The following is a 25,493-nucleotide window of genomic DNA, read 5'->3' on the forward strand; positions in this document are numbered from 1 at the left end:
ATTGAATTTTAATTCATTTTTTAGAAAAGAGGCGTTTTCATGAAGATTCCGTACCGTGATAGTTCTCCGCAGCTCGCCACAAATGTCTTTGTCGCTCCCGGCGCTTTTTTGATCGGCGATGTGACCGTCGGAGAAGAGTCGACGATTTGGTTTAATGCCGTCCTCCGCGGCGATGAAGGTCCGATCACGATCGGCAAACGTTGCAGCATCCAGGACAATGCGACCATCCATCTTTACGAGGGAGCACCGGTCATTGTTGAAGATGAGGTGACGGTCGGACACAACGCCATTTTACACGGTTGTAAAATCGGCCGGCGCTCAATCGTCGGGATGGGGGCGACGGTTCTCGATCATGCCGATATCGGGGAAGAATGTATTATCGGTGCCAACACCTTAATTCCGTCCGGCAAAAAATTCCCGCCCCGTTCGCTCATTATCGGGTCACCGGGTAAAGTCGTCCGTGAGCTCACGGCAGCCGATCTCGAGATGATTCAGGAATCGATCGATTCCTACGTCGATAAAGGGTATGCCTTCCGAAAACAGCTTGCTGACAATTAACGATCTGCACGAAAACGCTCATCTCGTTTCTTCGGGATGAGCGTTTTTGTTTTAGCGTTCTGCGAACAACGGATGTTCCGAAGCATCATAATCGGCACTTTTTTGCGTCACATCGTGGGTTTCACGAAAAATGGATTCAAAAAACCGGCTCGCCGGTTCTGCGAGCAGCCGGTAGTATTGTTCAAACAACAAGGCCGCGTGATGACCGCTCCACTCATCCGGCAACAGCTCCTGCGGCAGTCCGGGATCCGTAAATAAAAACTTCCGGTATTCATGGACGAGTGTCGTCCGTTCGACAAAACACTGTTCCTCATCCATTTCACCGAGCTGGATCCGGCTTTGATGGACGATGTAACGTCGGCTGTACTCAGCAATGAACCGTTCATATCGTTCCTGTAATTCATCGAGCGGAAAGGCCCGTTCGACCAGTGATTGATCCTGTTGCGGTCCGTGGTATTCGCCGACAAAAAAGTCGACATACGCCTTGATATCATAAGCTTCAATCAACCGTTCCGCTTCTTTTTCAAGTGGGTTCGGCGAAATCCAGACACCGTTCGATAAATTTCCGAATCCGCTCCACGACAACTCTTTCCGCAATTCATCACGGATTTGCCGTTTGTCTTCCGGAATCGTGTACATCAGCGTCCGCCATTTTCCGTCCCAGACATGAGGTGTCGATTTATAAATCCGCCGGGCGGCTTCTTCCATCCGCTCGACACCACGCGGGGTCAACGAATAAAAACTTTTCGTGCCTTGTTTTTGTGAGGTGAGCCACCCCTGTTTAACCATCCGGGAAACCGCGACCCGGACCGCCTGTTCATTATGACCAAACTCTTTGAGCAGACGAATCAGACTGCCGACCCAGATTTGATTGCCGTAATGACGGATGTAATCCCCGTAGACCGTAAAAATCATCGATTGTGTATTCGCACTCATGTCATTCACTCTCTCTTTAATATAACGTTTTTTTGTGTACCGTTAGTATACGTGTTATTTCAGAGAACGACCATCCTCATTTTCCTTGAAACTGCGGTGTCCGTTTCTCAGCAAAAGCACGTAACGCCTCCAAGCGGTCTTCCGTCGGGATGACGGTTTCATAGGCAGCTGTTTCAAGTTTCAAGCCTTCTGAAAGCGTATGATCAAGCCCTTGGTCGATTGCCTGTTTCGCCTGCCGGATGGCAATCGGTCCGTTGCGCAGCATCTCGTCGGCAAAAGCCAGACAGACTTCCATCAATTCTTCGACGTTCGGGACGACACGCGAGACGATGCCGTACTGTTCAGCGGTCTTTGCATCGATTTTTTTTGCTGTGAAAATCATTTCCTTTGCCCGGGTCTCCCCAATCAACCGGGGCAGACGTTGTGTCCCGCCGGCGCCGGGAATGATCCCGAAACTGGTTTCCGTTAAGCCGACGAGCGCCCCGTTGACGATGATCCGGAAATCACAGGCGAGCATCCATTCGAAGCCTCCTCCGAGCGCATGACCGTTGACGGCAGCAATCGTCGGTTGCGGCAAACGGGCAATATCTGCGAAGACGTCACGAATCATTTCGACGTTCCGTCGGACTTCCGTTTCGTTTAACGTCACCCGTTCCTTTAAATCCGCTCCGGCACTAAATGCTTTCCCCGTTCCCGTGAAGAGAACGACCCGGATATCCGGCTCGCGACGGACGGTTGCGACGAGCTCTTTCAATTCGACCAGCGTCGGATAATCAAAACAGTTCAGCCGTTCCGGCCGGTCCACCCGAATAACGGCGACGTGATCCAAACGTTCCAAATGAATCATATCAGTCCCTCCCGTTCAACGATGAGTGCAATGCCTTGTCCGACTCCGACACACATCGTTGCGAGACCATATGTCTGATTCGTCCGGCACATTTCGTGGATTAACGTCGTCAAAATCCGTGCCCCGCTTGCGCCGAGTGGATGACCGAATGCGATCGCACCTCCGTTAACATTAACTTTTTCCGTCGGTAATCCAAGCTCGTTCATACAGGCGACGCTTTGTGCCGCAAACGCCTCGTTGAGTTCAATCAAGTCCAGTTGTTCCACCGTCAAACCGGCCCGTTTCAAGACTTTCCGGGTCGCGTCGACCGGTCCGATTCCCATGACAGCAGGCTCGACACCGGCGACGGCACTGGCCCGGTAATAGGCAAGAGGCTTCAGACCAAGATGTTCCGCCGTTTCTTCGCTCATCAACAACAGCGCAGCTGCCCCGTCGTTGACACCCGATGCATTTCCCGCTGTAACAGTACCGTTCGGAAACAGGCTTTTGAGCGTTCCAAGCTTTTCACGGCTTGTGTCGGGACGCGGATGTTCGTCCGTATCGACTTCGATGACCTGACCTTTACGTGTCGTATACCGAACCGGCACCAGCTCGGTTTGAAAACGATGTGTTTCCATCGCCTGCTTCGCCCGTTGCTGACTGGAAAAGGCAAAATCGTCCTGCGCTTCCCGCGAAATGCCGTACCGGGTTGCAACGTGTTCCGCCGTTTCCGGCATCGAGTCCGTTCCGTACATTCCTTGCAGCTTTTCATTGACGAACCGCCAGCCGATTGTCGTGTCATACAGCGTCGGATTCCCGCGGGCGAAACCCGTTTCCGGTTTGCCCATGACGAACGGAGCCCGGGTCATGCTTTCCGTTCCGCCGGCAATATAAATATCGCCTTCGTTCATCGCAATCGCCCGGGCTGCCGCAATGACGGCATCCAGTCCGGAACCGCACAGCCGGTTGACGGTTGTTCCCGCGACTTCTACCGGCAGACCGGCGAGTAAGCCGGACATCCGGGCGACATTCCGGTTATCTTCTCCCGCCTGATTGGCATTTCCGAAAATCACTTCTTCGATTTGCTTCGGATCGACATTCGGATTGCGGTCAACGAGGGCTTGAATGACACACGCCCCTAAATCATCCGGGCGGACGTCTTTCAGTGCCCCGTTATACCGGCCGATTGGTGTACGGACCGCATCAATGATCGCTACACGTCTCATCGTGTCTTCACCCCGCTGTCGGAATACTCATAGACACCGCGTCCGGTTTTTCGCCCGAGCCGTCCTGCTTTGACATACTGTTCGAGCAGTGGTGCCGGCCGGTATTTTTCACCCAATTTTTCATGCAGATACTTCAGATTGTTTAAACGGGTGTCGAGTCCGACGAGATCCCCGAGTTCAAACGGTCCCATCGGATAGTTCAGTCCAAGCTTGATCGCTTTATCAATTTCTTCCGGTGTCCCGAGTCCTTCCTGGAGCATATAAAACGCTTCATTTCCGACAAGGGCACTGATCCGTGACGTAACGAATCCGGGAAACTCCTGAATGACGACCGTCTCTTTTCCCATCTGTTGCGCAACGGTTTCGCAGATCATTACCGTTTCGTCCGATGTCTCAAGACCCCGTGCCAGTTCGACGAGCGGCATCCGGTGGACCGGATTAAAGAAATGCATCGCCATTATCCGTTCCGGACGTTTCGTAAACGACGCAATCTCGGTCGGGCTCATCGTCGACGTATTGGTCGCAAAGACACACTCCACCGGCGCATGACGGTCCAGTGTCTCAAACACCATTCGTTTGATTTCGAGTCGTTCCGGAACAGCTTCGATTACGAGATCTGCTTCTTTGACCGCCTCTTCTAAATCCGTTGCATAACGCAAACGGTCGAACAGTTGACCGACTTCTTCCGTCGTCATTTTCCCACGGCTGACACCTTTATCCGCAATCGTTTCCAGTTCTTGCTGCGCTGACGCAAGCAGTTGTTGCTCCACATCGACGAGCGTCACGTCAAATCCGCTTGCTGCTGCGACGTACGCAATCCCTCTTCCCATCACACCTGATCCTACGACAATCATCTGTTGAACCATCATCTGATTTCCCCCTTTAAAAAAAGCGTCCGGACGAACGTCCGCACGCTTTGGTTTTACAGTCCGAACGGATTAAGTGGACGACTGCCGTAGTACGACAGGATACTTTTCGTTTCCGTATATAAATCAAGCGTCTCGATGCAGAGTTCACGACCGAAACCAGATTGTTTGTAGCCGCCGAACGGTGTGCCCGGGAAGGCCGAGAACGGACAGTTGATCATGACGATACCGGCTTTGATTTGATTCGCAATCCGTGTCGCCCGCGCTCCGTCTTTTGTCCAAATCGCTGATCCGAGTCCGAACTCCGTATCGTTTGCGAGACGGACGGCTTCTTTTTCGTCCTTGAACTTCATCACGACGACGACCGGTCCGAAGATTTCTTCCTGGACGGCTTTCATGTCGTGTGTCACATCGGCAATGATCGTCGGTGCATACCAGAAACCTTCTTCAAAGCCGGCTACTTTCTCGACTTGACCCCCAGTCAAAATCGTAGCGCCGTCCGCTTTCGCCGATTGGACATAACCGTCGATGACATCGAGTTGCTGTTGATCGATGATCGCTCCGACGTGTGTGCCTTTGTCGAACGGATTACCGAGCACCAATTGTTTCGTTTTCGTGACGAATTGTTCCATGAACGTATCGTAAATGTCTTCATGAATATACAGGCGTGAGCGCGCTTCGCACGACTGACCGCTGTTGTAGAAGATTCCGAACAACGAACCGTCGACGGCTGCCGTGATATCGGCATCCTCAAAGACGAGGTTCGGTGATTTACCGCCAAGCTCGAGCGTGACGCGTTTCAGACTTTCCGACGCCCGGCCCATGATATCTTTTCCGACTGGTGTTGAACCGGTGAAGGCCACTTTATCAACATTTGGATGCTCTACCAAATGGTTGCCGATTTCACGGCCCGATCCCGGAATGACGTTGACGACGCCCGCCGGTACACCGGCTTCGAGACAGATTTCACCCAGGATAATGGCTGTCAGTGGTGTCAGCGTCGCCGGTTTCACGACAACCGAACAGCCGACGGCAATCGCCGGTGCGACTTTCCACGCCGCCATCATCAACGGATAGTTCCACGGAATGATTTGGGCACAGACGCCGACCGGTTCTTTTTCCGTGTAGTTATGGAATTGACCCGGCACGTTATTGACGGATCCGCGGTGACCGACGATGGCACCGGCATAAAATTCAAAGTCTTCAATCGCTTGCGTGATTTGTCCCTGTGCCGCAGCGAGTGATTTCCCGGTATCCAGAATCTCAAGTTCCACGAGCTCATTAAAACGTGAACGCATGATGCCGGCAATTTTATTCAGGACTTGTGACCGGCGACCGACCGGCCACATTTTCCACTTCCCGTGATCAAAAGCATCACGCGCCGCCTGGACAGCACGATCGGCATCGGCTTTTGACGCTTTTGCGACTTCCGCGATGACTTCGCCCGTCGCCGGATTATAGGTTTTGAATGTCTCGCCTGATGTCCCTTCGACCTGTTCGCCGTTGATGACCAGATGATAGACGGAACGTTTCATCTCCATTGTTTTTTCATGTACCGTTGACATAGCTCCCACTCCTTTTAGTTTCCTTTGAATGTCGGTTGGCGTTTTTCAACGAAAGCTTGCATGCCTTCCGTTTGATCGTTCGTCCCGAATAGTAAGTAGAAATTGCGTCGTTCATGATCCATGCCGTCTTGCAACGACAGATTCCCTGCTTTATCGACCGCATCTTTAATCAGCCGTACGGACATCACCGGTTGCGCTGCAATCCGGTCAGCCACCGTCAACACATGTGCTTCAAGCTGATCCGCTTCCACGATCCGGTTGATGATCCCGAGTTGCTGTGCTTCCGATGCCGGCATCCGGTCTCCCGTCCACAACCATTCCAGTGCCCGTGTCCGACCGATCCGTTTCGTCAACCGTTGTGTCCCGCCGGCTCCCGGCATGACGCCAAGTCCGACCTCCGGAAACGCAAACTGCGTCTCGGGTGTCGCATAGATTAAGTCGCAGGCGAGAGCCAGTTCAAACCCTCCGCCGAGCACAAAGCCATGAACGGCCGCAATCAACGGTTTATGCAGCCGGCTGATTCGGTCCCAATCCGCAAACGGATCAAGCAATTCCATCGAAACCGGGGTTGCGTCGACCATCTCCTCGATGTCTGCTCCGGCGGAAAAGGATTTTCCTTCACCGTTCAGGACGATGACCGCAACCGTTTCATCCTGATCGAACCGCTCCATCGCTTCGACGATTTCCCGGATCATTGCCCGGTTTAAGGCATTGTAACGCTCCGGACGGATCAGCCGGATCCGGCCGATCCGACCATCGATACTCGCCTTAACGTACTGTGGCGTCAGCATGGACTTCTTCACCAATCATCAGCGTCACAAGATCTCCCGCAAAGCCCATCAAGTCTTTCCCGGATGCTTTCCCTTCAAGCGAACGCATGCCGGCTTTCATCGTTTCATGGCTTTCGTAGACCATTTCGCACATCAGATAATATTTCCCGTCTCCGCCCATCGGTGAACCGACGATTTTCGTGACCGTCATCTGTTGCAAACCGGGAATCTTGGCCGTCAGTGGACCATGGACATTAAAGTAATGCTCGTCAAACTGTTCCTTGTTTTCCGGATGTGTATAAAGCGCGATTAGTTTTACCATAATGATTACCTTCCTTCACATGAGAGTAGAGACGGGTTTCATCGCCTCGAATGGATTTTTGCATGATTTACAGTATAAAATGCTGCGACAAGCTGTCGGACCAAACAGATTTTCAATCGAGACGAACGTCGATCCGCAGTACGGACAGTCGATTTCCCATTTCCCGTCGACGACCCGCGGCGGGGCAATCCCAAACGACTTCAGACCGGCAATCCCTTGTTCCGTAATCCGGTCCGATGTCCAGGGTGGATCAAACAGGAAGACGACATTGACCGTATTGACCCGAGGTACTTGCAACAACGCGGATTCCGTATTTTTTTGAATGATATCAAGCGCCGGACATCCTAAAAATGTCGGCAGCAGTGTCACCCGGACATCATATCCGAACGGTGTCTCCGTCCATTCCGTCGCTTCGACCATCCCGAGATCCAGGATACTGACCGCATCGATTTCCGGATCCTTGACCATATCGAGTGCCTGCCGGATCTCCTGTTCTAAACGTGTCGTCATCTGCCGTTCCCCCTTCACCATACCGCTGACTGATCGAGCAGATACACTTCCCCGAGCGTCGATAAGGCATCGTTCAAATCAGGCGAGTGCTCACCGTTTCGTCCGTTGTAGGTCATCTTCATTTCCGGCAACGTGACGTTTAGATCGACGAGCACCGGCGTCAGTGCCTGATACCAGCGATCCAGTAAAATCCCCTGACCTTCAATCAACCGCATTTCATCAATCAGTTCTGACGCTTCCCCGTAATCAAACAAATCACCGAAGTCTGCCAGCACCCGTTCAAGCGCCGCATCCATTTTCTGACGGGCTGTTTCCGTCGATTGATACAGCTGGGTGAACCACGTCTGCCAGTGCAGCAGATGATAATACAACTCCATGTTGACCTTGACGGCGAGGGCCGCAAGCGGCGTATAACTGCTTTTTTTCAACGAATCAATCCGAACCTTTTTCGCGAGCGTGTAACAATAGTTGCGGACAACGGCGTAGGCCCAGTCGTATTCCGGGTTTTCCATATAATAGCCCGGTCCGTTGACGCGTTCGACGAGAACGGAGTTTTTCCGTTCGTGCGCAAGCCGGACGTGTGCGAGTGCATCGGCTTTTCCTTCTCCGATTTCTTCAAGCAGCTGATAGTACATCGCCGCATGCCCCATCGAATCCTGGGCAATCGAGGAGGACGCGACATCTTCTTCGATATGCGGAGCGAGCCCTAACCACTCTGATCCCCGGTAGGCGTATAAAAAGTCATCATCCGCCAGTTGATAGAGCAGTGAAGCCAACGCTAAACGTTCTGTTTCCGTCATTTCGAATCGCCTCCTTGCCAGGACATGATTTCTTTTTCATCGAGCATCTGTTGCTCATAATGACGCCATTTTTTCTTCAGGTAACCGTACCCTTTCGTCGTCCGGTAATCTTTGTTGTCGAGCCGTTGCAGCATCAGTTTCTCATCCGGTGTCATTCCCCGGATATCAGCCCGTTTGACGACCCAGATATCGACGACCGGTTCCCGGCGCATGAAATTTTCCTGCGCCATCAGTAGAGCCATCTCTTTATTCGGTGCCAGTAAACTGAACTGATGCGTAAAGGCTGCATTCGGCGTCCGTTTACTGAACACTTCGAACTCTTGATAAAACGTTTCCGTCATGGTCTTTCCTCCTTCAGCCGATCGTCTCAGCAAGTGCCTCGCGCACCCAGGCATTGTTTTGATATGAAGTTTGGCGTAAGGCGAGCCGTTCCTTCGAACGGGGACCGCCGCCCTGAATGATTTTCTTGAATTCCGTCCAGTCCGGCTGGGCGTAAATCCATTGTCCGGTTTCCTCATCAAACCGTAATGTCGGATCCGGAATGATGAGACCAAGCGAACGGATACGGGGAACATATTTCGTAAAGAAATTTTGCCGCAACTCTTCGTTTGTCTTCGTCCGGATTTTATAAGCGATCGTCACGTCCTGTTTGGACGTACCGGTCGTTTCTTTTGATGCCGGACCGAAGAACATCAACAGGGATTCCCACCACTCGTCCAGCGATTCCTGAATCATTGCTTTTTGTTCCGGTGTCCCTTCTGCCAGAGCCATGATGATCGATTCGCCGTGCTGGGCATGGAACACTTCTTCGGCACAAATCCTTTGCAACGCCCGTGCATACGGTCCGTAGGAAGCTCCGAGCATGTTCGTCTGGGTAATGATTGCTGCCCCGTCGACGAGCCAGCCGATTGTCCCGGCGTCTGCCCAGGAACGGGTCGGCATATGGAAGACGTTATGGAATTTAAGACGTCCCGTGAATAAGTCATCCATCAGATCCGCCCGTGTTTTTCCGTACGGTTTCATCAAGTCCTCAACGACCCGAAGCAGGAGTTGACCGTGCCCCATCTCATCCTGGACTTTTGCCATGATACCGAGTTTCCGGCGTAAGGATGGCGCTTTCGGCACCCATTCTTTTTCCGGTAAGGCGCCCATGATTTCACTGATGCCGTGCATCGAAATCAATTTGATCAGCGTGTCCCGGTAGAAATCAGGCATCCAGTCGTCGGCTTCAATTTTTTCCCCGTTTTCGATCCGTTTTTTAAATCGTTCTAATTTTTCCTCTTCGGTCATGACCGGTGGTTCAAAAAGATGCGTCGCATCGTACATTTCATTTCCTCCTTTGCTTAAACAAACTTCTTCTCAGACTCTGTGCGACGGTCGATGATTCGGACGGCCTTGCCTTCAGACCGCGGAAGTCCATATGGCGGGTGACAAATCAGATCCACTGATATCAGACATTCTGTTTTCATCGCATGACAGATGACCCGCTTCAGCTCTTCGGTAACCGTCCCAGCTTCGAGCTCGATGTGCAGTTCCAGTGCTTCAAGTCCGGCCCGTTGAATCCGGTGAATTTGATAGTGCGGTGTGACACCCGGTTGTTGCAACAGCACCCGTTCGATTTCGGACGGGAAAACATTGACGCCCCGGATAATCATCATGTCGTCCGTTCGTCCTTTGACCCGTGACATCCGGGTCGTCGTCCGGCCGCAGGCACAGACTTCTGTCGTCACGGATGCCAAATCCCCGGTCCGGTACCGGATGATTGGAAGCGCTTTCTTTTTTAAGCTTGTAAAAACGAGTTCCCCGACCATTCCTTCTGGTAGCGGTTCGCCCGTTACGGGATCAATGACTTCTGTGATGAACAAATCATCCATCAGATGCAATCCATTTTGTTCCTGACATTCCATCGCGACACCCGGACCCATGATTTCGCTGAGACCATAGATGTCAAATGCCCGAATCCCCCACTTGTCTTCGAGGGTCTGCCGCAGCTCTTCCGACCATGGCTCGGCTCCGAAAATCCCGTACCGGAGGCTGCTCATCTTCGGATCGAGACCCTTCTCTTCCATCCGTTCCGCAAGATGCAACATATAAGAAGGTGTTCCGCAAATTCCGCGCGGCTGAAAATCTTCAATCAATGTGATTTGCCGATCCGTATTACCGCCGGACACGGGAACAATCGTCATTCCCAGCTGTTCAGCTCCGCTGTGCAAGCCAAGTCCGCCGGTGAACAGACCGTAGCCGTAGGCGTTGTGCAACAAATCGGTTTTTTCAGCACCGATGGCGACCAGACCACGTGCAACAGCGGTCGACCAGTCATCGAGGTCACTTTGTGTATAACCGACGACGGTTGGTTTTCCGCTTGTTCCGGAGGAAGCATGAATCCGGACCGCTTCATGCGGCGGAACGGCAAACAATCCGAACGGATACTGTTCCCGAAGGTCACTTTTATACGTGAACGGCAACTTTTGGATGTCTGCCATCGTTTGCAGTGCTTCGGCATCAAGTCCCCGTTCCTTGAAGCGGGTTTGATAAAACGGAACATGTTTCATCACATGACGAACGGTCTCTCGTAGACTTGTCAGTTGTAAGCGGGTCCGTTCTTCCGCTTCCATCGTTTCCAGGATTTCGTTATACAAGTGGCACCCCTTCCCGCGTCTATATAACACAATAAATAAACGTTCGTTTTAAAATGGTTATACCATTAAACTACGATACGTTCACAATGTTGTCAATCCTTCATTTTGTTAAAAGCTCCCAACTTTCTTAAGATCCGTCTTTATTTCGATTAAATATGTGAATAAAGACCTTTCCTATAGAGAAACTCAAAAAAAGATATTTCTTTTTGGAAAATATTCCTGAAATTGTTTGCTCATTTTGTAACTGATTGATAAAATATCGTGTGACAAGTGTTATACTGTTTTTGGTAAGACCAGCTCTGGTCAGGGGTAAGGGGGAATCGACGTGAAAAACGGTTTGTCGCTCGGCGACTCTGCGGTGATCGAGACGACTGTCACAGAAGAAATGTTTGCACAGTTTGAGGGTGTGGTTGTCCATCCCGCCTATTCGACCGTCTCGATGGTCTATCATATGGAATGGGCCGCCCGAAAACTCATCCTTCCTTATCTGGAAGAACAGGAGGAAGGTGTCGGTGGATCTGTTTCCTTAAAGCATGTAGGAATGGCGACACTCGGATCGAATATCCGGATTGAAGCCGTTGTCAGCGAACTCACACCCGGCCGCGTATTGGCAAAAGTCGAAGTCAGACACGGCAATCGTGTCATCGGTCTTGGGGAAGTCAAACAGATTATCTTAAATAAGCAGCTGATTCAGGAAAAGTTGACGCCGCATGTTTTTTGAACTTAAAAATGAAAGCGCTTACTAAAGTCAGGAGGATGTTTTTATGAACATGTTGAACCCATCCACAAATCCATCGCTATCGATCATGGAAAAAATCTCAGGTCACGAGCAGGTCGTTTTTTGTAACGATCCCGTGTCCGGTCTGCAAGCGATTATCGCCATTCATGATACGACACTCGGCCCTGCCCTCGGTGGTTGCCGGATGGCACCGTATTCGACCGTCGACGAAGCACTCGACGATGCCTTGCGGCTGTCACGCGGCATGACGTATAAATGCGCCGCAGCCGACGTCGATTTCGGCGGCGGAAAAGCCGTCATCATCGGCAATCCGGCGACGGACAAAACACCTGAATTGTTCCGTGCTTTCGGACGATTCGTCGATTCGCTCGGCGGACGGTTTTATACCGGAACGGACATGGGCACGACGATGGATGATTTCGTGCATGCCAGCCGCGAAACGTCACGGATCGTCGGGATTCCGGAAGCATTCGGCGGCAGCGGCGATTCATCGATTCCGACGGCAGAAGGTGTCATTTACGGTTTACGGGCAACTGTCGAAACCTTATACGGATCCGATGACTTGAGCCGGGCCAGTTATGCCGTCCAGGGACTTGGAAAAGTCGGCTATAAAGTCGCCGAACAGTTATTATCCGCCGGCGCGAATCTGTATGTATCCGATTTGAACGAAGCCGTTCTCGCTGCTCTCGTCGAGCAGGCGGAAAAAACACCGGGAACGGTTCGTGTCATTTCCGCTCATGAAATTCACCTGACGGATGCGGATATCTTTGTCCCGTGCGCCTATGGCGGTGTCATCCAGGCGGCGAATATCGGACAGTTGCAGTGTAAAGCCATCTGCGGGTCGGCCAACAACCAGCTGGCCGACGATGCGCTGGCACTCGAATTACAGCAACGCGGCATTTTATATGCGCCCGATTATATCGTCAACGGCGGCGGTCTGATTCAAGTCGCCGACGAACTGTACGGGGCGAACCATGAACGTGTCCTGTTAAAAACGAAACATATCTATGATGCGGTGCTCGAAGTGTTTAACGAGTCGCATGCAGAATCGATCACGACACTCGAAGCCGCCAACCGGATGTGCAACAAACGGATTCAGATCCGTTCCCGTCATAACAACATCTTTACGAATACGATCAAACCGAAATGGAACATCCGTAACGACTAATGGAGGTGACACCAATGGAAACCGAATTTCCGATTTACCGGATCCTTGATGATGCGGGACACTTGATCGATACATCTAAAACCGATTTGCTGACAAAAGACTTGAGCCTCGCCCTGTTCACACATATGAACCGAATTCGGACGTTTGACCGGAAAGCGATCAATCTCCAACGTCAAGGACGGCTCGGCACCTATGCGCCGTTCGAAGGACAGGAAGCGGCACAGGTCGGCAGTGCTTATGCGTTGCAGGACAAAGACTGGGTCTTCCCGACCTACCGGGATCACGGAGCGACACTGACGTTTGGCGCCGATATGGTCCGGACGTTCTTATATTGGAACGGGCGCGTCGAAGGCTGTGTGCCGACGGATGAGCTGCATATCTTCCCGCCCGCTGTTCCGATCGCCACACAAATTCCGCATGCCGTCGGTGCGGCCTGGGCGGAAAAACGAAAAGGATCGACACAAGTCGCTGTCGCTTACTTTGGCGACGGAGCGACGTCGGAAGGTGATTTTCATGAAGGTATGAACTTCGCCAGCGTTTTCCAGGCTCCGGTCATCCTGTTTAATCAAAACAACGGCTATGCGATTTCCGTCCCGATTCAAAAACAGATGCATTCGGAAACGATTGCCCAAAAAGCATTGGCATACGGTATGCCAAGTGTACGGATTGACGGCAATGACGTGTTCGCCGTGTATTTCACGATGCAAAAAGCACTAGAGCGGGCTCGTTCCGGTGGCGGTCCGACATTGATCGAAGCCGTCACGTGGCGCTTCGGTGCCCATACGACTGCGGACGATCCGTCGAAATACCGCGATCAGGAACGCTCCCGGGACCGAGTGGATCCTCTCGAGCGACTAGAAGCATTCATGAAAGAACAGGGCTTTTATGATGAGCAGGAGATCGAAACGATTCGGTCCCGTCATCAGGAAGAAGTCGAAGCCGCCGTCAAGACGATGGAATCCTTCCCGCCGCCTGACGTCAATGATTTATTTGACCATACGTTTGCAACATTACCGGACGATTTAGTCCGTCAAAAAACGGATTATCTGACTGCAAGGGGGAATTGACATGGCGACACCTATCAATCGGCAAACAGAGATGACGCTCGTCCAGGCTGTCACCGATGCTTTACGGACAAAACTGACGGACGATGAGACGACGCTCGTACTCGGAGAAGATGTCGGAAAAAACGGCGGTGTCTTCCGGGCAACGGACGGTTTGCAGGAAGAGTTCGGGGAAGACCGGATCATCGATACGCCGCTCAGTGAAGCGGGCATTGTCGGAACATCGATCGGTCTCGCGGTCAACGGATTTAAGCCGATTGTCGAAATCCAATTTCTCGGTTTTATCTATCCTGCTTACGAACAGATCATGACCCACGTCTCACGGATCCGGATGCGGACAATGGGACGTTACGGTGTACCGATGGTCATCCGTGCACCTTATGGCGCCGGCATTCGGGCACCGGAAATCCATTCCGACAGTACGGAAGCGCTGTTTACTTCGATGCCCGGCCTGAAAGTCGTCTGCCCTTCGACGCCGTATGATGCGAAAGGATTATTGATTGCCGCCATTGAAGATCCGGACCCGGTCCTGTTCCTCGAGTCGATGCGGAGTTACCGGGCCTTTAAGGAGCCGGTTCCGAGTGAAGCGTATACGATTGAAATCGGTAAAGCCAACTGCATCACCGAAGGGCAGGACGTGACCCTGATTACCTGGGGAGCAATGGTTCAAGTCGCACAAAAAGCCGCGACGGAAGCCGCGACCCGTGGTATCTCCTGTGAAGTGATTGATTTACGGACCCTTTATCCGCTGGATCGTGAAACGATTTCAGCATCGGTCCAAAAAACCGGCCGGGCCGTGATCATTCATGAAGCCCAGGCAACGGGTGGTCTTGGAAATGATCTGCTTGCGCTGATCAACGATACTTCGTTCTTATATTTACGGGCACCGGTTGCCCGCGTCACCGGGTTCGACGTTCCTGTTCCATTATTCGCCCTGGAGGACCATTACATCCCGACGCCGACGCGTGTGCTTGAAGCGATCCAGCGTACGGTCGATTTTTAAGGAGTGAACGTGATGATTGAAGTAAAGCTGCATGACGTCGGTGAAGGGATGACGGAAGGTGAAATCGCGAACTATTTGGTCCGGGTTGGGGATCGTGTCACAATTGATCAGCCTGTCGTCGAAGTGTCGACCGATAAAATGGTCGCTGAATTACCGGCACCGGTTTCCGGTGTCGTTACGGACCTCATCATCCCTGTCGGTCAAACCGTCTCGGTCGGTACGGTCCTATTATTGATTGAAGCCCTTGAAACAGAAACGGCCGTAACTGCGGAACAACCGATCCAGCAGACGACGGAACAAATCAAAGTCCGGCCGCCTGTTGTCACACCGGCTGTTCCGTCAAATAATCGGCGTGTCTTGGCTACACCGTACACGCGTAAAATCGCACGTGATCATGGAATTGATTTGGAACAAGTTCCGCCTTCCGATCCGTCAGGTCGTGTGACAGAGGAAGATGTCCGGCGGTTCCTTGATGCCGATACTTCCGTCGAGAAAACCGATGTCGTCGAACAGACAAGTACACTTTCCGCTAACCCGGTCGAAACGATTCCGTTCCGAGGCATCCGGAAGCAGATCGCTAAAAAAATGACACAGTCGCTCTTTACGATTCCGCATGTCACGCATTTCGAAGAAGTCGATATGACCCGCCTGCTCGCCTTACGCGAAGAATTAAAGACGGCCGGTAAACCGATCAGCGTCAACGCCTTTTTCATTAAAGCCTTGATCGTCGCACTGAAAGACTTCCCGGTCTTTAACGCTAAACTTGATGAGGCCAACGAACAGATCATTCTCGAGCAACAGTTTCATATCGGCGTCGCAACCGAGACGGCAGATGGACTGATTGTGCCGGTCGTCCGTGACGCTGACAAATTGACGATGCAACAGTTGCACACGCGTGTCGCAGAACTGTCGGCCCGTGCCAAGACAGGCGATTTACGCGCTGCAGACCTGAAACCAAGCACGTTCACGATGAGTAATGTCGGTCCCCTCGGAAGTACGGGAGCGACGCCAATCATCAACTATCCGGAAACTGCTTTGATTGCTTTCCATAAAACAAAAAAACGGGTCTGTGTTGACGACCACGATCAAATCGTCATCCGTTCGATGATGAATCTCTCGATGTCCTTTGATCACCGCGTCGCCGACGGCGCAACGGCCGTTGCTTTTACGAATCGGTTCGCCGGATTGATCGAACACCCCACTACTTTATTGATGGAGCTGATTTAAATGGTCGTAGGTGAACTGACGCAAGAACGTGATTTAGTGATTCTTGGCGGTGGTCCAGCCGGTTACACCGCTGCGATCCGTGCCAGTCAACTGGGCCGGACCGTCACTTTGATTGAACAGGCACAAATCGGCGGACTTTGTTTGAACAAAGGGTGTATTCCGTCTAAAGTCGTTGCTCATGCCGCAGAAGTCAAACTGCAAACGAAACATATGACTGCTCTCGGCTTCTCGTTTCATCCGACACATGATTTCAGTCAATTGGTCGAGTACCGGGAACGGACCATCCGTCAATTACGAACCGGAGTCGAAGCGCTCTGTCAGGCCAACGCAATTGAAGTCGTTCACGGAACGGCTTCCTTCTTGGCGGATGACCGGATCGGTGTCGAGCTCGGGCATCAGTTTGATACGTACCGGTTTAACGATGTCGTGATTGCGACCGGCAGTCACAGCATCAAGCAAGATGCCCCTTCCGTACTGAATGCCGAACAGTTATATCAATTGACCGAGTTACCCGAACGTCTCGTCATCATCGGACAGGACTATATCGCGATTGAAGCCGCCATGAATTTTCAAGCCCTCGGGACGTCAGTCACACTGATTGCAGATGCATTCGATTTTGATCCGAGTCTCGACAAAGAGTTGCGGCGTCTCTTTAAAAAACAAAAAATCCAGTTGGTCACCGGTACCGTCACGGCAATCGAAGCTCAGGAGGACGTGACCGTGACTGTTGTCAAACAGGGGCAGGAAACGACCTGGTCCGCTTCTTTCCTGTTTCACTCGTTACCCCGGGTTCCGCATACGTTGGAGCTTGGGCTTGAACGAATCGGTGTGACGTTAGCAGAAGACGGAACGATTCCCGTCGATCCATTCGGACAGACGAACCGTCCTCACATTTATGCCATCGGCGATGTGACACCCGGTCCCGCTATTGCAACACGTGCCATCCACGAGGCAAAACGGACCGCTGAACATCTGAGCGGACAGTCGGCTGATACGACGGTTCCCTATTATCCGACCATCATCCGCTCCCTTCCGCCCATTGTCTCGATCGGCTTGACGGAACAAACGGCGACAGACGCCGGTCATTCGTTCCGGACCGCGCAGTTCGCACTTAACGCCAATGGAGCGACGACCATCGAAGGAGGCAGCGGGTTCATCAAAGTGATTTCCGATGCGACGACCAGTCTCATCCTCGGTATTCATATGATCGGCGAAGGTGCGATCGAACTGGCCGGTGTCTTTGCTCAAACTCTTGAACTGCATGCGAAAGAAGAAGACGTCCGCTTCCCGGTCATGCCGCATCCAAGTCGGAACGAAGCCTTTACGGAAGCCGTCGAAGCTTTGCTCGGACAGGCGATCCATTTACCGCCTCGTCAGCAGGATGTCTTAACGAAGTCGTAAGTTGCAACCGGACCGTTCCTTTTCCTGGGTAACGGCCGGTTTGTTGTTTGGATTTTTAGTGCGAAGGAGGTTAGACGATGGAAGTCTACTTTACACGGTTGAACTGGAACGACACATCCTTTCCCATTGCGGCATCGGAAACCGGACTCTGTTATGTTGGTGCGTTAAATGAACCGTCGAACTTATTTGACGACTGGATCCGAAAGCATTTACCCCGGGCTGAACTGATTGAGCATCCACGTATCATGCAACCGTATCAAGAACAACTCCTCGAATACTTAGACGGGACACGCACCCGGTTCTCGCTCCCGCTTCATTTGATCGGCACCCCCTTTCAATTGGACGTTTGGCAGGCTTTATGTCAGGTTCCATACGGTGTGACGGTAACGTATTCAGATATCGCCCAACAGATTTACCGGCCTAGTGCGACACGTGCTGTCGGAACCGCCATCAGTAAAAATCGTGTTTTGATTGTCGTTCCCTGCCACCGCATCGTCGGCAAAAAAGGCGACTTAACCGGTTACTGGGGCGGTCTGAACATGAAACGTCAGCTGTTAGAGATCGAACAGGTCTCGTCCTCGAAACTCCCTTTCCTGTGATTGAAGAATATCGGGAAACACTTGGTTCATACACAAAAAGGGACTGACTCAAAAGTCACTCTCTATAAAAATCAGGGTGGCGGAATGATAGTCCGCCACCCTGATTCCGTAAAAAAAAGAATCACTCGCCTTCACGCGACTCCTACAGAAAAAAGCGCAAACTGGCCGGTGTCTCACCTGAGGAAAAGGCGTGAAAGAAACAGTGTTTGTTCGCTCGAAATCGCTTCCTAGGGAAAAACAAGCAGGAGCGACCCAGCAGCAAAGCGATGCGGCGCGATGCTTGTCCCAGGAAAACGATTCGAAGCGAACAAAAAAGCGGTTCTTCTCGATCAAGAGAAAAACCGCTACTTTGTCTTCAGTCTGAGGCGCCGGATTTTACTCCGACGCCCCTGCTATGAAAAAAGATAATCCAGGGTATCCCGTTGGTTCAATCGTTATTTACACCAAACCGGTAAGTCGTTTCCCAGTGGTAGGTCTGATTTGGTTTAACCAAAATATCTGGGAAACTAGGTTCATTCACTGCATTCGGATGAACCTGCGTTTCAAGACACAGTCCGAGTGAAGGACGGGAACGGACACCGCGGATTTCATAATCCGTCTCGAGTTGCGTCCCGGTGTAGAGGATGACGACGGGTTGATTGGTTGTCACTTCAAGAGACCGGCCACTTACCGGGTCTTCCAACCGAATCGGCTGTCCGGATAAAAGAAACGGATGATCGTAGCCGTTCCCTGCGGCTGCCGTTTCCGGATGACCGGATTCCGCTCCGCTTCGAATCAGTCGTCCCGTTCGGAAATCAAGAGGTGTTCTTGTCACGTCCTGCAGCTGACCGGTTGGCAGCAAATCCGCTCCGACAGGCAAGTACATCTCACTTGGAATCGTCAATTGATGGTCGAGGATATCCCGTTGTAAGTTCCCCGACAAATTCCAGTACGTATGATTCGTCAGGTTTAACGGTGTCGTCTGATCCGTCGTCGCGTGCATCGTCAACGTCAAGACGAGACCTTCGAGCTGATAGACTGCATCGAGTGTGACGTTGCCGGGATACCCTTCCGCTCCGTCCGGACTGAACAGACGGAGATGAAGGCGATCCGTCGCGGCCTCGACGACCTCAAAAAGCGCTTGATCAAATCCGTGGATTCCTCCGTGCAGATGATGGGTTCCATCGTTTGCCGCGAGCGGATAGACGGTTCCTTCGACTTCCATCTGCGCTTGTCCGATCCGTCCTGCGACCCGTCCGACGATTGCCCCGAAGTACGGGGAGTGGTCCTGGTATTCCTTAACGGTATCAAAACCTAAGACGACACTCTCCATCCGCCCGTTTCGATCTGCAACGCGGATATCATTGATGATGCCGCCGTAGTTCCAAATTTCGACTTCGATTCCCGGTTGCGTCAGCGTGTGACAAATGAGATCCGTCTCCCGGATCAATGCTGTCTGTTTCGTCATCGTCGATCACCTGCCACTTGGCGGCTGACCGTTTCAAGAAAGCGGTCAAGTCCCGCCTGCCCGTCCGGCGTCTGTTTAAAGACACCACAATCTTCGAGTCCGCGGACAAATTTTGCTGCGACCGCTTGCCGGACATAGTCCGTCACGTCTTGTCCGGTGTACGCCGCTTTCAATTCCGTTGCCCATTCTTGATGCGACGGAGCCGTCGAATCAGCCGTCCCTACGATGAACTGTTCGACTTGCTCAAGTTCATTTAACAGACGGGCCGGCAGCACCGCAAGGCCCATCACTTCAATCAAACCGATGTTTTCGCGTTTGATATGGTGAATGTCGGCATGCGTATGAAAGATGCCGTCCGGATGTTTTTCCGATGTCCGGTTGTTACGCAAGACGAGATCAAGTTCAAAGCGTCCGCCGCGCATCCGGGCAATCGGTGTCACCGTATTGTGGCGGACACCGTTCGTCGCCGCAAGAATCTCATGCTCGGCATCTTCGTATGTCAACCAGGTCTGATAGACCTCGTCCGCCGCATTAAGCAACGCGGAAGCGTCTAGACTGCTCAGACGAACGACCGTCAACGGCCAATGCAACGTTTCACCGGTGACGTCCGGGTGATCCGGTAAGCCAAACTTCTGTAATGTCTTTGCCCGATCCATCGCAAATTCATACCGGCCGCCCTGATAATGATCATGCGTCAAAATCGATCCGCCGACGATCGGCAGATCAGCATTGGATCCGGCAAAATAATGCGGGAACTGCGCGACGAATTCAAGCAATCGCGCAAAGGCTTGGCGGTTAATGACCATATCCCGGTGCTCCTGCGACAGGATGATGCTGTGTTCGTTGTAATAGACGTACGGTGAATATTGTAACGCCCAAGATTCGCCACTGAGTGACAGCGGTACGATCCGGTGATTCGCACGGGCCGGATGATTGCTCCGTCCGGCATAGCCGACGTTTTCAACACACAAGAGACAGGTCGGGTACGTTGATTCGACGGCTTCTGTCTGGGCTGCCGCAATTTCACGGGGATCTTTTTCAGGTTTTGACAGGTTAATCGTAATATCGATTTCCCCGTAGACCGTGTCCGCCTGATACTGAATATTTTTAGCGATGCGTTTTGTCTGGATGTAATTATTCGCTTGACTGAGCTGATAAAAATAGTCAGTCGCCTGTTGCGGATGTTCCGCGTACAGCTGACGGAAAGTCGAAGTGATCTGAGACGGGCGATCGACGAACACATCCATCAATTCTGCCGCTAACCGTTCTTTTTCGTCCAGACGCGGTGCCAGCTTCCCGGCCGTGATCTGTCGTTCAATCATCTCGTCCAAAAGATCAGGAATCGGACGCGTCCCGACAGTTCCCGGATCCACGTATGCAGCTTCCCCGAGCAAGGATAAGAGCCGGTTTCTTGCATAGACCGTATCTTCCGGCTCGATTAACCGTTGACGGACCGCCTGCTCTGTTAATTGTTTGATGAGTTCATTCATCGCCATTCACTCTCCTAACTCTCTCTTTAGCGTACAGGTGTTTTGTAGCCTTGCGGACGCTGTTCATGCCAACGCCATGCATCTTGAATGATGGTGTCGATTTCTGTCCGGCGCGGTGTCCAGCCGAGGACCGTTTTCGCTTTATCAGAACCTGCAATCAACGTACTCGGGTCTCCGGCGCGTCGTGCGACCACCTGTTCCGGAATCGCATGTCCCGTTACGCGGCGGGCCGCCTCAATGATTTCCCGGACCGAAAAGCCGCGGCTGGAACCGAGATTAAAGACGTCACTCGTGTTGCCTTGTTTTAAATATTCCAGTGCCAACAGATGAGCATCGATTAAATCCTCGACATGGATGTAGTCGCGGATACACGTGCCGTCTTCCGTCGCATAATCATCACCGTAAATCGAAATCACCGGCCGCTGACCGTTGGCGACTTCGAGGACAAGCGGAACGAGATGAGTTTCCGGTGTATGATCTTCTCCGATTTCACCCGTTGCGCGTGCTCCGGCAACATTAAAGTAGCGGAGCGCGACATAGTTCAGACCATATGCCGTTTCACACCAACGCATCATCTTCTCCATCATCAGCTTCGTTTCACCGTAAGCATTCGTCGGATTCGTCGTGGCCGTCTCAAGAATCGGCATCTGTTCCTGTTCACCGTATGTCGCAGCTGTCGACGAGAAGACGATTTGCTTCACGTCATGTGCCATCATGGCTTCGAGCAACACTTGTGTGCCGTAGACATTGTTATCAAAATAAGCGAGCGGGTGCTCCATCGATTCGCCGACTAACGAAAAGGCCGCAAAATGTACGACCTGATCGATGGTTTCCTTCTCAAACACCGTGTCAAGGAAAGCACGATCCCGAATATCCCCTTCGTAAAAACGGGCTTTCGGATGAACCGCTTCCCGGTGTCCCGATTTTAAATGATCGATGACAACAACATCTTGTCCGGCATCGACCAGTTGATAGACTGCGTGTGATCCGATATATCCTGCTCCACCTACTACGAGTACTGCCATTTAGATGACCTCCTGTTCGACTTCTCGTGCTCCATCGCCAACGGTTGCCGTATAAAACGATGCCGGATAACCGATTTCGGTCTCATACGCGTGTCCGACTGCCGTCATGAATGTTTCCACTGTGTCGTCTTCAACGATTGCAATCGCGCAGCCGCCAAAACCGGCACCTGTCATCCGGGCACCGAGAACTCCCGGTTGCGCCCAAGCGGCTTCGACCAATGTATCGAGTTCTTTCCCCGTTACTTCATAATCGACCCGTAACGAACGGTGGGAAGCGTTCATCAGTTGACCAAATGCTTCGAGCCGGTCTTCTTTGAGTGCATCCAGTGCCTGCAATGTCCGTTCATTCTCAGAAATCGCATGCCGGGCCCGTCGTTCCAATCGTTCGTCCTCAAACGAAACCGTTTCGAATTCATTCATCGACCATTGACCAAGCGTTTCATACGGACGGTACTGTTTCAGATAAGCGAGCGCCGCTTCGCATTCCGAGCGGCGTTCATTGTATTTTGAATCTGCCAGTTCACGGCGTTTGTTCGTATTCATGATGATGATCGTATAACCGGACAAATCAAGCGGTGCATACGTGTACTCAAGCGTCTCACAGTCAAGCAACAGTCCGGATCCTGCTTTGCCCATACCAATTGCAAACTGATCCATGATGCCGCTGTTGACGCCGATGTACTGGTTTTCGACCTGTTGACCGTATTTAACGAGGTCAATCCGATAGATATCCAGATTGTACAGTTTATCGAGTAAGACACCGATGACGAGTTCGAGTGACGCGGACGAAGATAATCCGGCACCATTCGGGATATCACCTTTAATTAAAATGTCGCACCCTGTATCAATCCGGTAACCGGCTTCCCGTAAGACATGAATCATTCCTTTGGCATAGTTGGCCCAGCCGTGGGCAGATTGAGGCGTCAAGTCATCACCTGCGACTTCAATGATCCCGTCATCTTCAAAATTCAGCGAATAAAACCGAAAGACCGCATCGTCCCGTTTTCGGGCGACCGCATGGGTGCCGAGCGTCAAGGCACACGGAAAGACATGACCACCGTTATAATCTGTATGTTCTCCGATCAAGTTAATCCGGCCCGGTGCAAAAAAGCGGTGGGTCGACGATTGACCGAATTGTTGTTCGAAAATCTGTTCTAATGTCTGGTCTGTCATACGATCGGCTCCTTTGACTCTGATGTAGGGATGCTGCGATGAACCGGTTGGATCCGCAGGCAACGTGCTTCATAATCGTTCGTGTAGTTCCAGGTCAAACCTTGTTGCATCAAATAAGCACCGCTCAGTTGACGATCTTCAACCTGATAGAGTGTGGTTTCCTCAAGGCCGGCTAACCGGAAACGGTAGTGACCGATTCCGTGTTTACGCATCGGGGCGACCGCCAGGATCACCGTTTGATCGTTTGATGTATACTGCATCAGCGAGGTCGTCACGCGGTCCGCTTTCAACCGGTACTGACGGCCGAATTGAACGGTTTCCCGAATCGTTTTGTACGTCGCAATCCATTCCGCCGCTTCCGCCAATTCTTCCGTTGTCCATTCGCTTAAGTTACCGCCGATGCCGAGCGTTCCCTGCATCGAAGACACGAAGCGTGTCGCAAGCGATAAGTTCCGACCGTTGAGCCAGTTCGGACCATCCGTCACCCAGCAACTCATCATCTTCGCATTGTAGGCAAAGGAGAAATCGTGTTGGATTGTCAAGCGATCCAGTGGATCCGTATTGTCACTCGTCCAGACTTGTTCCGTCCGTTTGAGAATTCCGAGATCAATCCGTCCGCCGCCTCCGGCACACGCTTCAAAATCAACTTCCGGATGACGGACGCGCAATCCGTCAAAAATCCGGTACAGCGCATCGACATGCCGCTTCCATAATTCCTGTTGTTCTGCCGGTGTCGCACCCGGGAGAGCCGGTTCCGAAAACGCACGGTTCATATCCCATTTGATGTAATCAATGGCGTGGGTTGCGAGCAGTTCATCCATCATCCGGAATACGAATTGTTCCACCTCCGGCAAGCCGAGATTCAAGACAAACTGATTGCGTGATGTCGTCCGACGGGCACCGGGACTATGATAAATCCAGTCAGGATGGGTCCGGTATAAATTTGAATCCGGATTAACCATCTCCGGTTCGACCCAAAGTCCAAATGACATGTTTTGTTGTTTCACATAATCAATCAACGGCGTTAATCCGTTCGGAAACTTCTCCGGATTGACGACCCAGTCGCCAAGACCGGCTTGATCGGAGTTTCGTTCACCGAACCAGCCGTCATCGACGACAAACAGTTCACAGCCGATGGCAGCGGCTTGATCCACCAGTGTCCGTTGACCATGTTCCGTCACGTCAAAATAGGTCGCTTCCCAGGAGTTATAGAGCACAGGCCGGACCTTGTTCCGGTCCGATTCCGGCATGATGATGTCACGCTGGAAATCATGGGCGCGGGCACTCATTCCGGCAAAGCCGTCTGCCGCGTATCCGATATAAAATTCCGGTGTCGTAAGATGCTGACCGGCTTCAAGTCGCCAGCTGAAATCAAACTCATTCATCCCGCCCGATAGTTGGACGAATCCGAAGGCATCCTGCTCGAAGTGCATCGACCAGTTGCCGGAATAAGCGAAATGTCCGTAAATGACTTCGCCGGCTGATTCCGTTGCGCCGTGTTCCAAAGCGAACCAGGGATTTGCCTGGTGACTCGTCACACCCCGTCGGCTGTCAATCGTCTTACGTCCCGGTGTCAGCGGTGTGACTTGTTTTTGGAATTCACCGGTCCATGTTCCCGCGAAGTGGTGTAAGTTCAAGTCCGGTCGTTGTAAAATCCCCATCGCAAACGATTGGGCCGTCGTCAACCGGACGGATTGTGTTCCTGTGTTTTCAATCACGAGTGATCGCCCGATCATATCGTACGTTTCGTACAAGTCGTATTTGATACCGACCCGGAGTTCCTGTAACGAATCAAACAACCATAAGATCAATCCATTGCCGGATTGTTCGGCGCGTTCAAAAACGAACTGACTGATTCGTTGCCCGTCCTCCCGTTCTGATTTTAAAGTCGGTTCTGTGTAGACCATCTCACCAAATGGAATGAAGTCATAGACCGCAACCCCGTCCGGCGATTCAAATGAGCTGTGTGCCAGGACCGGATTCGGTAAGGCTTCATAGTCGGATGGGTACGGCAGACGCGCTCCAAAATACGTATGCAACACTTTGCCGTGCTGTCCGATTGTCACGACATGCGCGACGTGTTGTCCTTCGAGGACGAAACGCTGATTCGGCAGTTCAAGAATGGCCATGGTCGTTCTC

At 52.1% G+C, this 25,493-nt stretch carries 25 protein-coding genes; 8 read left to right on the forward strand and 17 right to left on the reverse strand.

The genetic code is table 11. The annotated features are described in order from the left end of the window. The first annotated feature begins 39 nt into the window (after positions 1-39). Entirely contained in the window at positions 40-558 is a 519-nt protein-coding gene (locus N7U64_RS14240; RefSeq protein WP_012369308.1) for a gamma carbonic anhydrase family protein, read from the forward strand. 51 nt (positions 559-609) lie between these two features. Here N7U64_RS14240 and paaX read toward each other — a convergent pair whose 3' ends face one another. The 12 genes from paaX to N7U64_RS14300 form a co-directional block, all read right to left on the reverse strand. Beyond that, a complete protein-coding gene (gene paaX / locus N7U64_RS14245) occupies positions 610-1,494 on the reverse strand; it encodes a phenylacetic acid degradation operon negative regulatory protein PaaX (protein WP_214766252.1) in 885 nt (294 codons plus the stop codon). 76 nt (positions 1,495-1,570) lie between these two features. Continuing rightward, complete coding sequence (locus tag N7U64_RS14250) at positions 1,571-2,341, reverse strand: enoyl-CoA hydratase-related protein (RefSeq protein ID WP_318930322.1); 771 nt, start codon at positions 2,339-2,341, stop codon at positions 1,571-1,573. After that, on the reverse strand, positions 2,338-3,546 hold the full coding sequence (locus tag N7U64_RS14255; protein ID WP_318930323.1) for an acetyl-CoA C-acyltransferase: 1,209 nt from the start codon (positions 3,544-3,546) through the stop codon (positions 2,338-2,340). Before N7U64_RS14255 ends, N7U64_RS14250 begins: the two co-directional genes overlap by 4 nt. Then, positions 3,543-4,415 carry a 3-hydroxyacyl-CoA dehydrogenase gene (locus tag N7U64_RS14260; RefSeq protein WP_413230442.1) on the reverse strand — a complete coding sequence of 291 codons (873 nt, stop codon included), beginning with the start codon at positions 4,413-4,415 and terminating at the stop codon, positions 3,543-3,545. Before N7U64_RS14260 ends, N7U64_RS14255 begins: the two co-directional genes overlap by 4 nt. A gap of 53 nt (positions 4,416-4,468) precedes the next feature. Further along, positions 4,469-5,977 (reverse strand): aldehyde dehydrogenase family protein, encoded by a 1,509-nt coding sequence (locus N7U64_RS14265; RefSeq protein ID WP_318930324.1) that lies wholly within the window; start codon positions 5,975-5,977, stop codon positions 4,469-4,471. A 14-nt stretch (positions 5,978-5,991) separates the two neighbouring features. After that, entirely contained in the window at positions 5,992-6,768 is a 777-nt protein-coding gene (locus tag N7U64_RS14270; protein WP_318930325.1) for an enoyl-CoA hydratase/isomerase family protein, read from the reverse strand. Next, on the reverse strand, positions 6,746-7,069 hold the full coding sequence (locus N7U64_RS14275; RefSeq protein ID WP_012369301.1) for an EthD family reductase: 324 nt from the start codon (positions 7,067-7,069) through the stop codon (positions 6,746-6,748). The genes N7U64_RS14270 and N7U64_RS14275 overlap by 23 nt, the downstream gene beginning before the upstream one ends. A 15-nt stretch (positions 7,070-7,084) precedes the next feature. Further along, positions 7,085-7,579: a 1,2-phenylacetyl-CoA epoxidase subunit PaaD gene (gene paaD, locus N7U64_RS14280; protein ID WP_318930327.1), complete on the reverse strand. Its 495-nt coding sequence runs from the start codon at positions 7,577-7,579 to the stop codon at positions 7,085-7,087. Positions 7,580-7,593: 14 nt separating this feature from the next. After that, positions 7,594-8,379 carry a 1,2-phenylacetyl-CoA epoxidase subunit PaaC gene (gene paaC / locus N7U64_RS14285; protein WP_012369299.1) on the reverse strand — a complete coding sequence of 262 codons (786 nt, stop codon included), beginning with the start codon at positions 8,377-8,379 and terminating at the stop codon, positions 7,594-7,596. After that, entirely contained in the window at positions 8,376-8,720 is a 345-nt protein-coding gene (paaB, locus tag N7U64_RS14290) for a 1,2-phenylacetyl-CoA epoxidase subunit PaaB (protein ID WP_012369298.1), read from the reverse strand. The genes paaC and paaB overlap by 4 nt, the downstream gene beginning before the upstream one ends. Positions 8,721-8,733: 13 nt before the next feature. Further along, positions 8,734-9,705: a 1,2-phenylacetyl-CoA epoxidase subunit PaaA gene (paaA, locus tag N7U64_RS14295; protein WP_318930330.1), complete on the reverse strand. Its 972-nt coding sequence runs from the start codon at positions 9,703-9,705 to the stop codon at positions 8,734-8,736. Positions 9,706-9,722: 17 nt separating this feature from the next. Beyond that, positions 9,723-11,018, reverse strand: a complete 1,296-nt coding sequence (locus N7U64_RS14300; protein ID WP_413230443.1) for a phenylacetate--CoA ligase family protein — start codon at positions 11,016-11,018, stop codon at positions 9,723-9,725. A gap of 325 nt (positions 11,019-11,343) precedes the next feature. On the opposite strand from N7U64_RS14300, the gene N7U64_RS14305 reads away from it, so the two are divergent. From N7U64_RS14305 to N7U64_RS14335, 7 genes are all read left to right on the forward strand, one after another. Further along, positions 11,344-11,739, forward strand: a complete 396-nt coding sequence (locus N7U64_RS14305; RefSeq protein WP_290829436.1) for a thioesterase family protein — start codon at positions 11,344-11,346, stop codon at positions 11,737-11,739. Between the two features lie 43 nt (positions 11,740-11,782). After that, entirely contained in the window at positions 11,783-12,925 is a 1,143-nt protein-coding gene (locus N7U64_RS14310) for a Glu/Leu/Phe/Val dehydrogenase (protein ID WP_318930332.1), read from the forward strand. 14 nt (positions 12,926-12,939) lie between these two features. Beyond that, positions 12,940-13,992 (forward strand): pyruvate dehydrogenase (acetyl-transferring) E1 component subunit alpha, encoded by a 1,053-nt coding sequence (gene pdhA / locus N7U64_RS14315; protein WP_318930333.1) that lies wholly within the window; start codon positions 12,940-12,942, stop codon positions 13,990-13,992. Between the two features lies 1 nt (position 13,993). Further along, positions 13,994-14,992 (forward strand): alpha-ketoacid dehydrogenase subunit beta, encoded by a 999-nt coding sequence (locus tag N7U64_RS14320; protein WP_318930335.1) that lies wholly within the window; start codon positions 13,994-13,996, stop codon positions 14,990-14,992. A 12-nt stretch (positions 14,993-15,004) separates the two neighbouring features. Then, positions 15,005-16,219 carry a dihydrolipoamide acetyltransferase family protein gene (locus tag N7U64_RS14325; RefSeq protein WP_318930336.1) on the forward strand — a complete coding sequence of 405 codons (1,215 nt, stop codon included), beginning with the start codon at positions 15,005-15,007 and terminating at the stop codon, positions 16,217-16,219. Continuing rightward, a complete protein-coding gene (locus tag N7U64_RS14330) occupies positions 16,220-17,620 on the forward strand; it encodes a dihydrolipoyl dehydrogenase family protein (RefSeq protein ID WP_318930337.1) in 1,401 nt (466 codons plus the stop codon). A gap of 77 nt (positions 17,621-17,697) precedes the next feature. After that, complete coding sequence (locus N7U64_RS14335; RefSeq protein WP_318930339.1) at positions 17,698-18,219, forward strand: methylated-DNA--[protein]-cysteine S-methyltransferase; 522 nt, start codon at positions 17,698-17,700, stop codon at positions 18,217-18,219. A 427-nt stretch (positions 18,220-18,646) separates the two neighbouring features. Here the strand turns inward: N7U64_RS14335 and N7U64_RS14340 are convergent, their stop codons facing one another. Genes N7U64_RS14340 through N7U64_RS14360 form a run of 5 tightly spaced genes read right to left on the reverse strand, consistent with a single transcriptional unit; the run spans position 18,647 to position 25,483 of the window. Beyond that, positions 18,647-19,666 carry an aldose epimerase family protein gene (locus tag N7U64_RS14340; protein WP_318930340.1) on the reverse strand — a complete coding sequence of 340 codons (1,020 nt, stop codon included), beginning with the start codon at positions 19,664-19,666 and terminating at the stop codon, positions 18,647-18,649. Continuing rightward, entirely contained in the window at positions 19,663-21,162 is a 1,500-nt protein-coding gene (locus N7U64_RS14345) for a UDP-glucose--hexose-1-phosphate uridylyltransferase (protein ID WP_318930342.1), read from the reverse strand. The genes N7U64_RS14340 and N7U64_RS14345 overlap by 4 nt, the downstream gene beginning before the upstream one ends. 20 nt (positions 21,163-21,182) lie before the next feature. Continuing rightward, positions 21,183-22,181, reverse strand: a complete 999-nt coding sequence (gene galE, locus N7U64_RS14350) for a UDP-glucose 4-epimerase GalE (protein ID WP_318930343.1) — start codon at positions 22,179-22,181, stop codon at positions 21,183-21,185. After that, complete coding sequence (locus tag N7U64_RS14355) at positions 22,182-23,354, reverse strand: galactokinase (protein ID WP_318930344.1); 1,173 nt, start codon at positions 23,352-23,354, stop codon at positions 22,182-22,184. Then, the gene (locus tag N7U64_RS14360) at positions 23,351-25,483 is read right to left on the reverse strand and encodes an alpha-galactosidase (protein WP_318930346.1); all 2,133 of its coding nucleotides are present in this window, start codon (positions 25,481-25,483) and stop codon (positions 23,351-23,353) included. The genes N7U64_RS14355 and N7U64_RS14360 overlap by 4 nt, the downstream gene beginning before the upstream one ends. Between the last annotated feature and the right edge of the window lie 10 nt (positions 25,484-25,493).

The organism is Exiguobacterium sp. K1, assembly GCF_033721435.1.
Lineage (GTDB): Bacteria > Bacillota > Bacilli > Exiguobacteriales > Exiguobacteriaceae > Exiguobacterium_A > Exiguobacterium_A artemiae.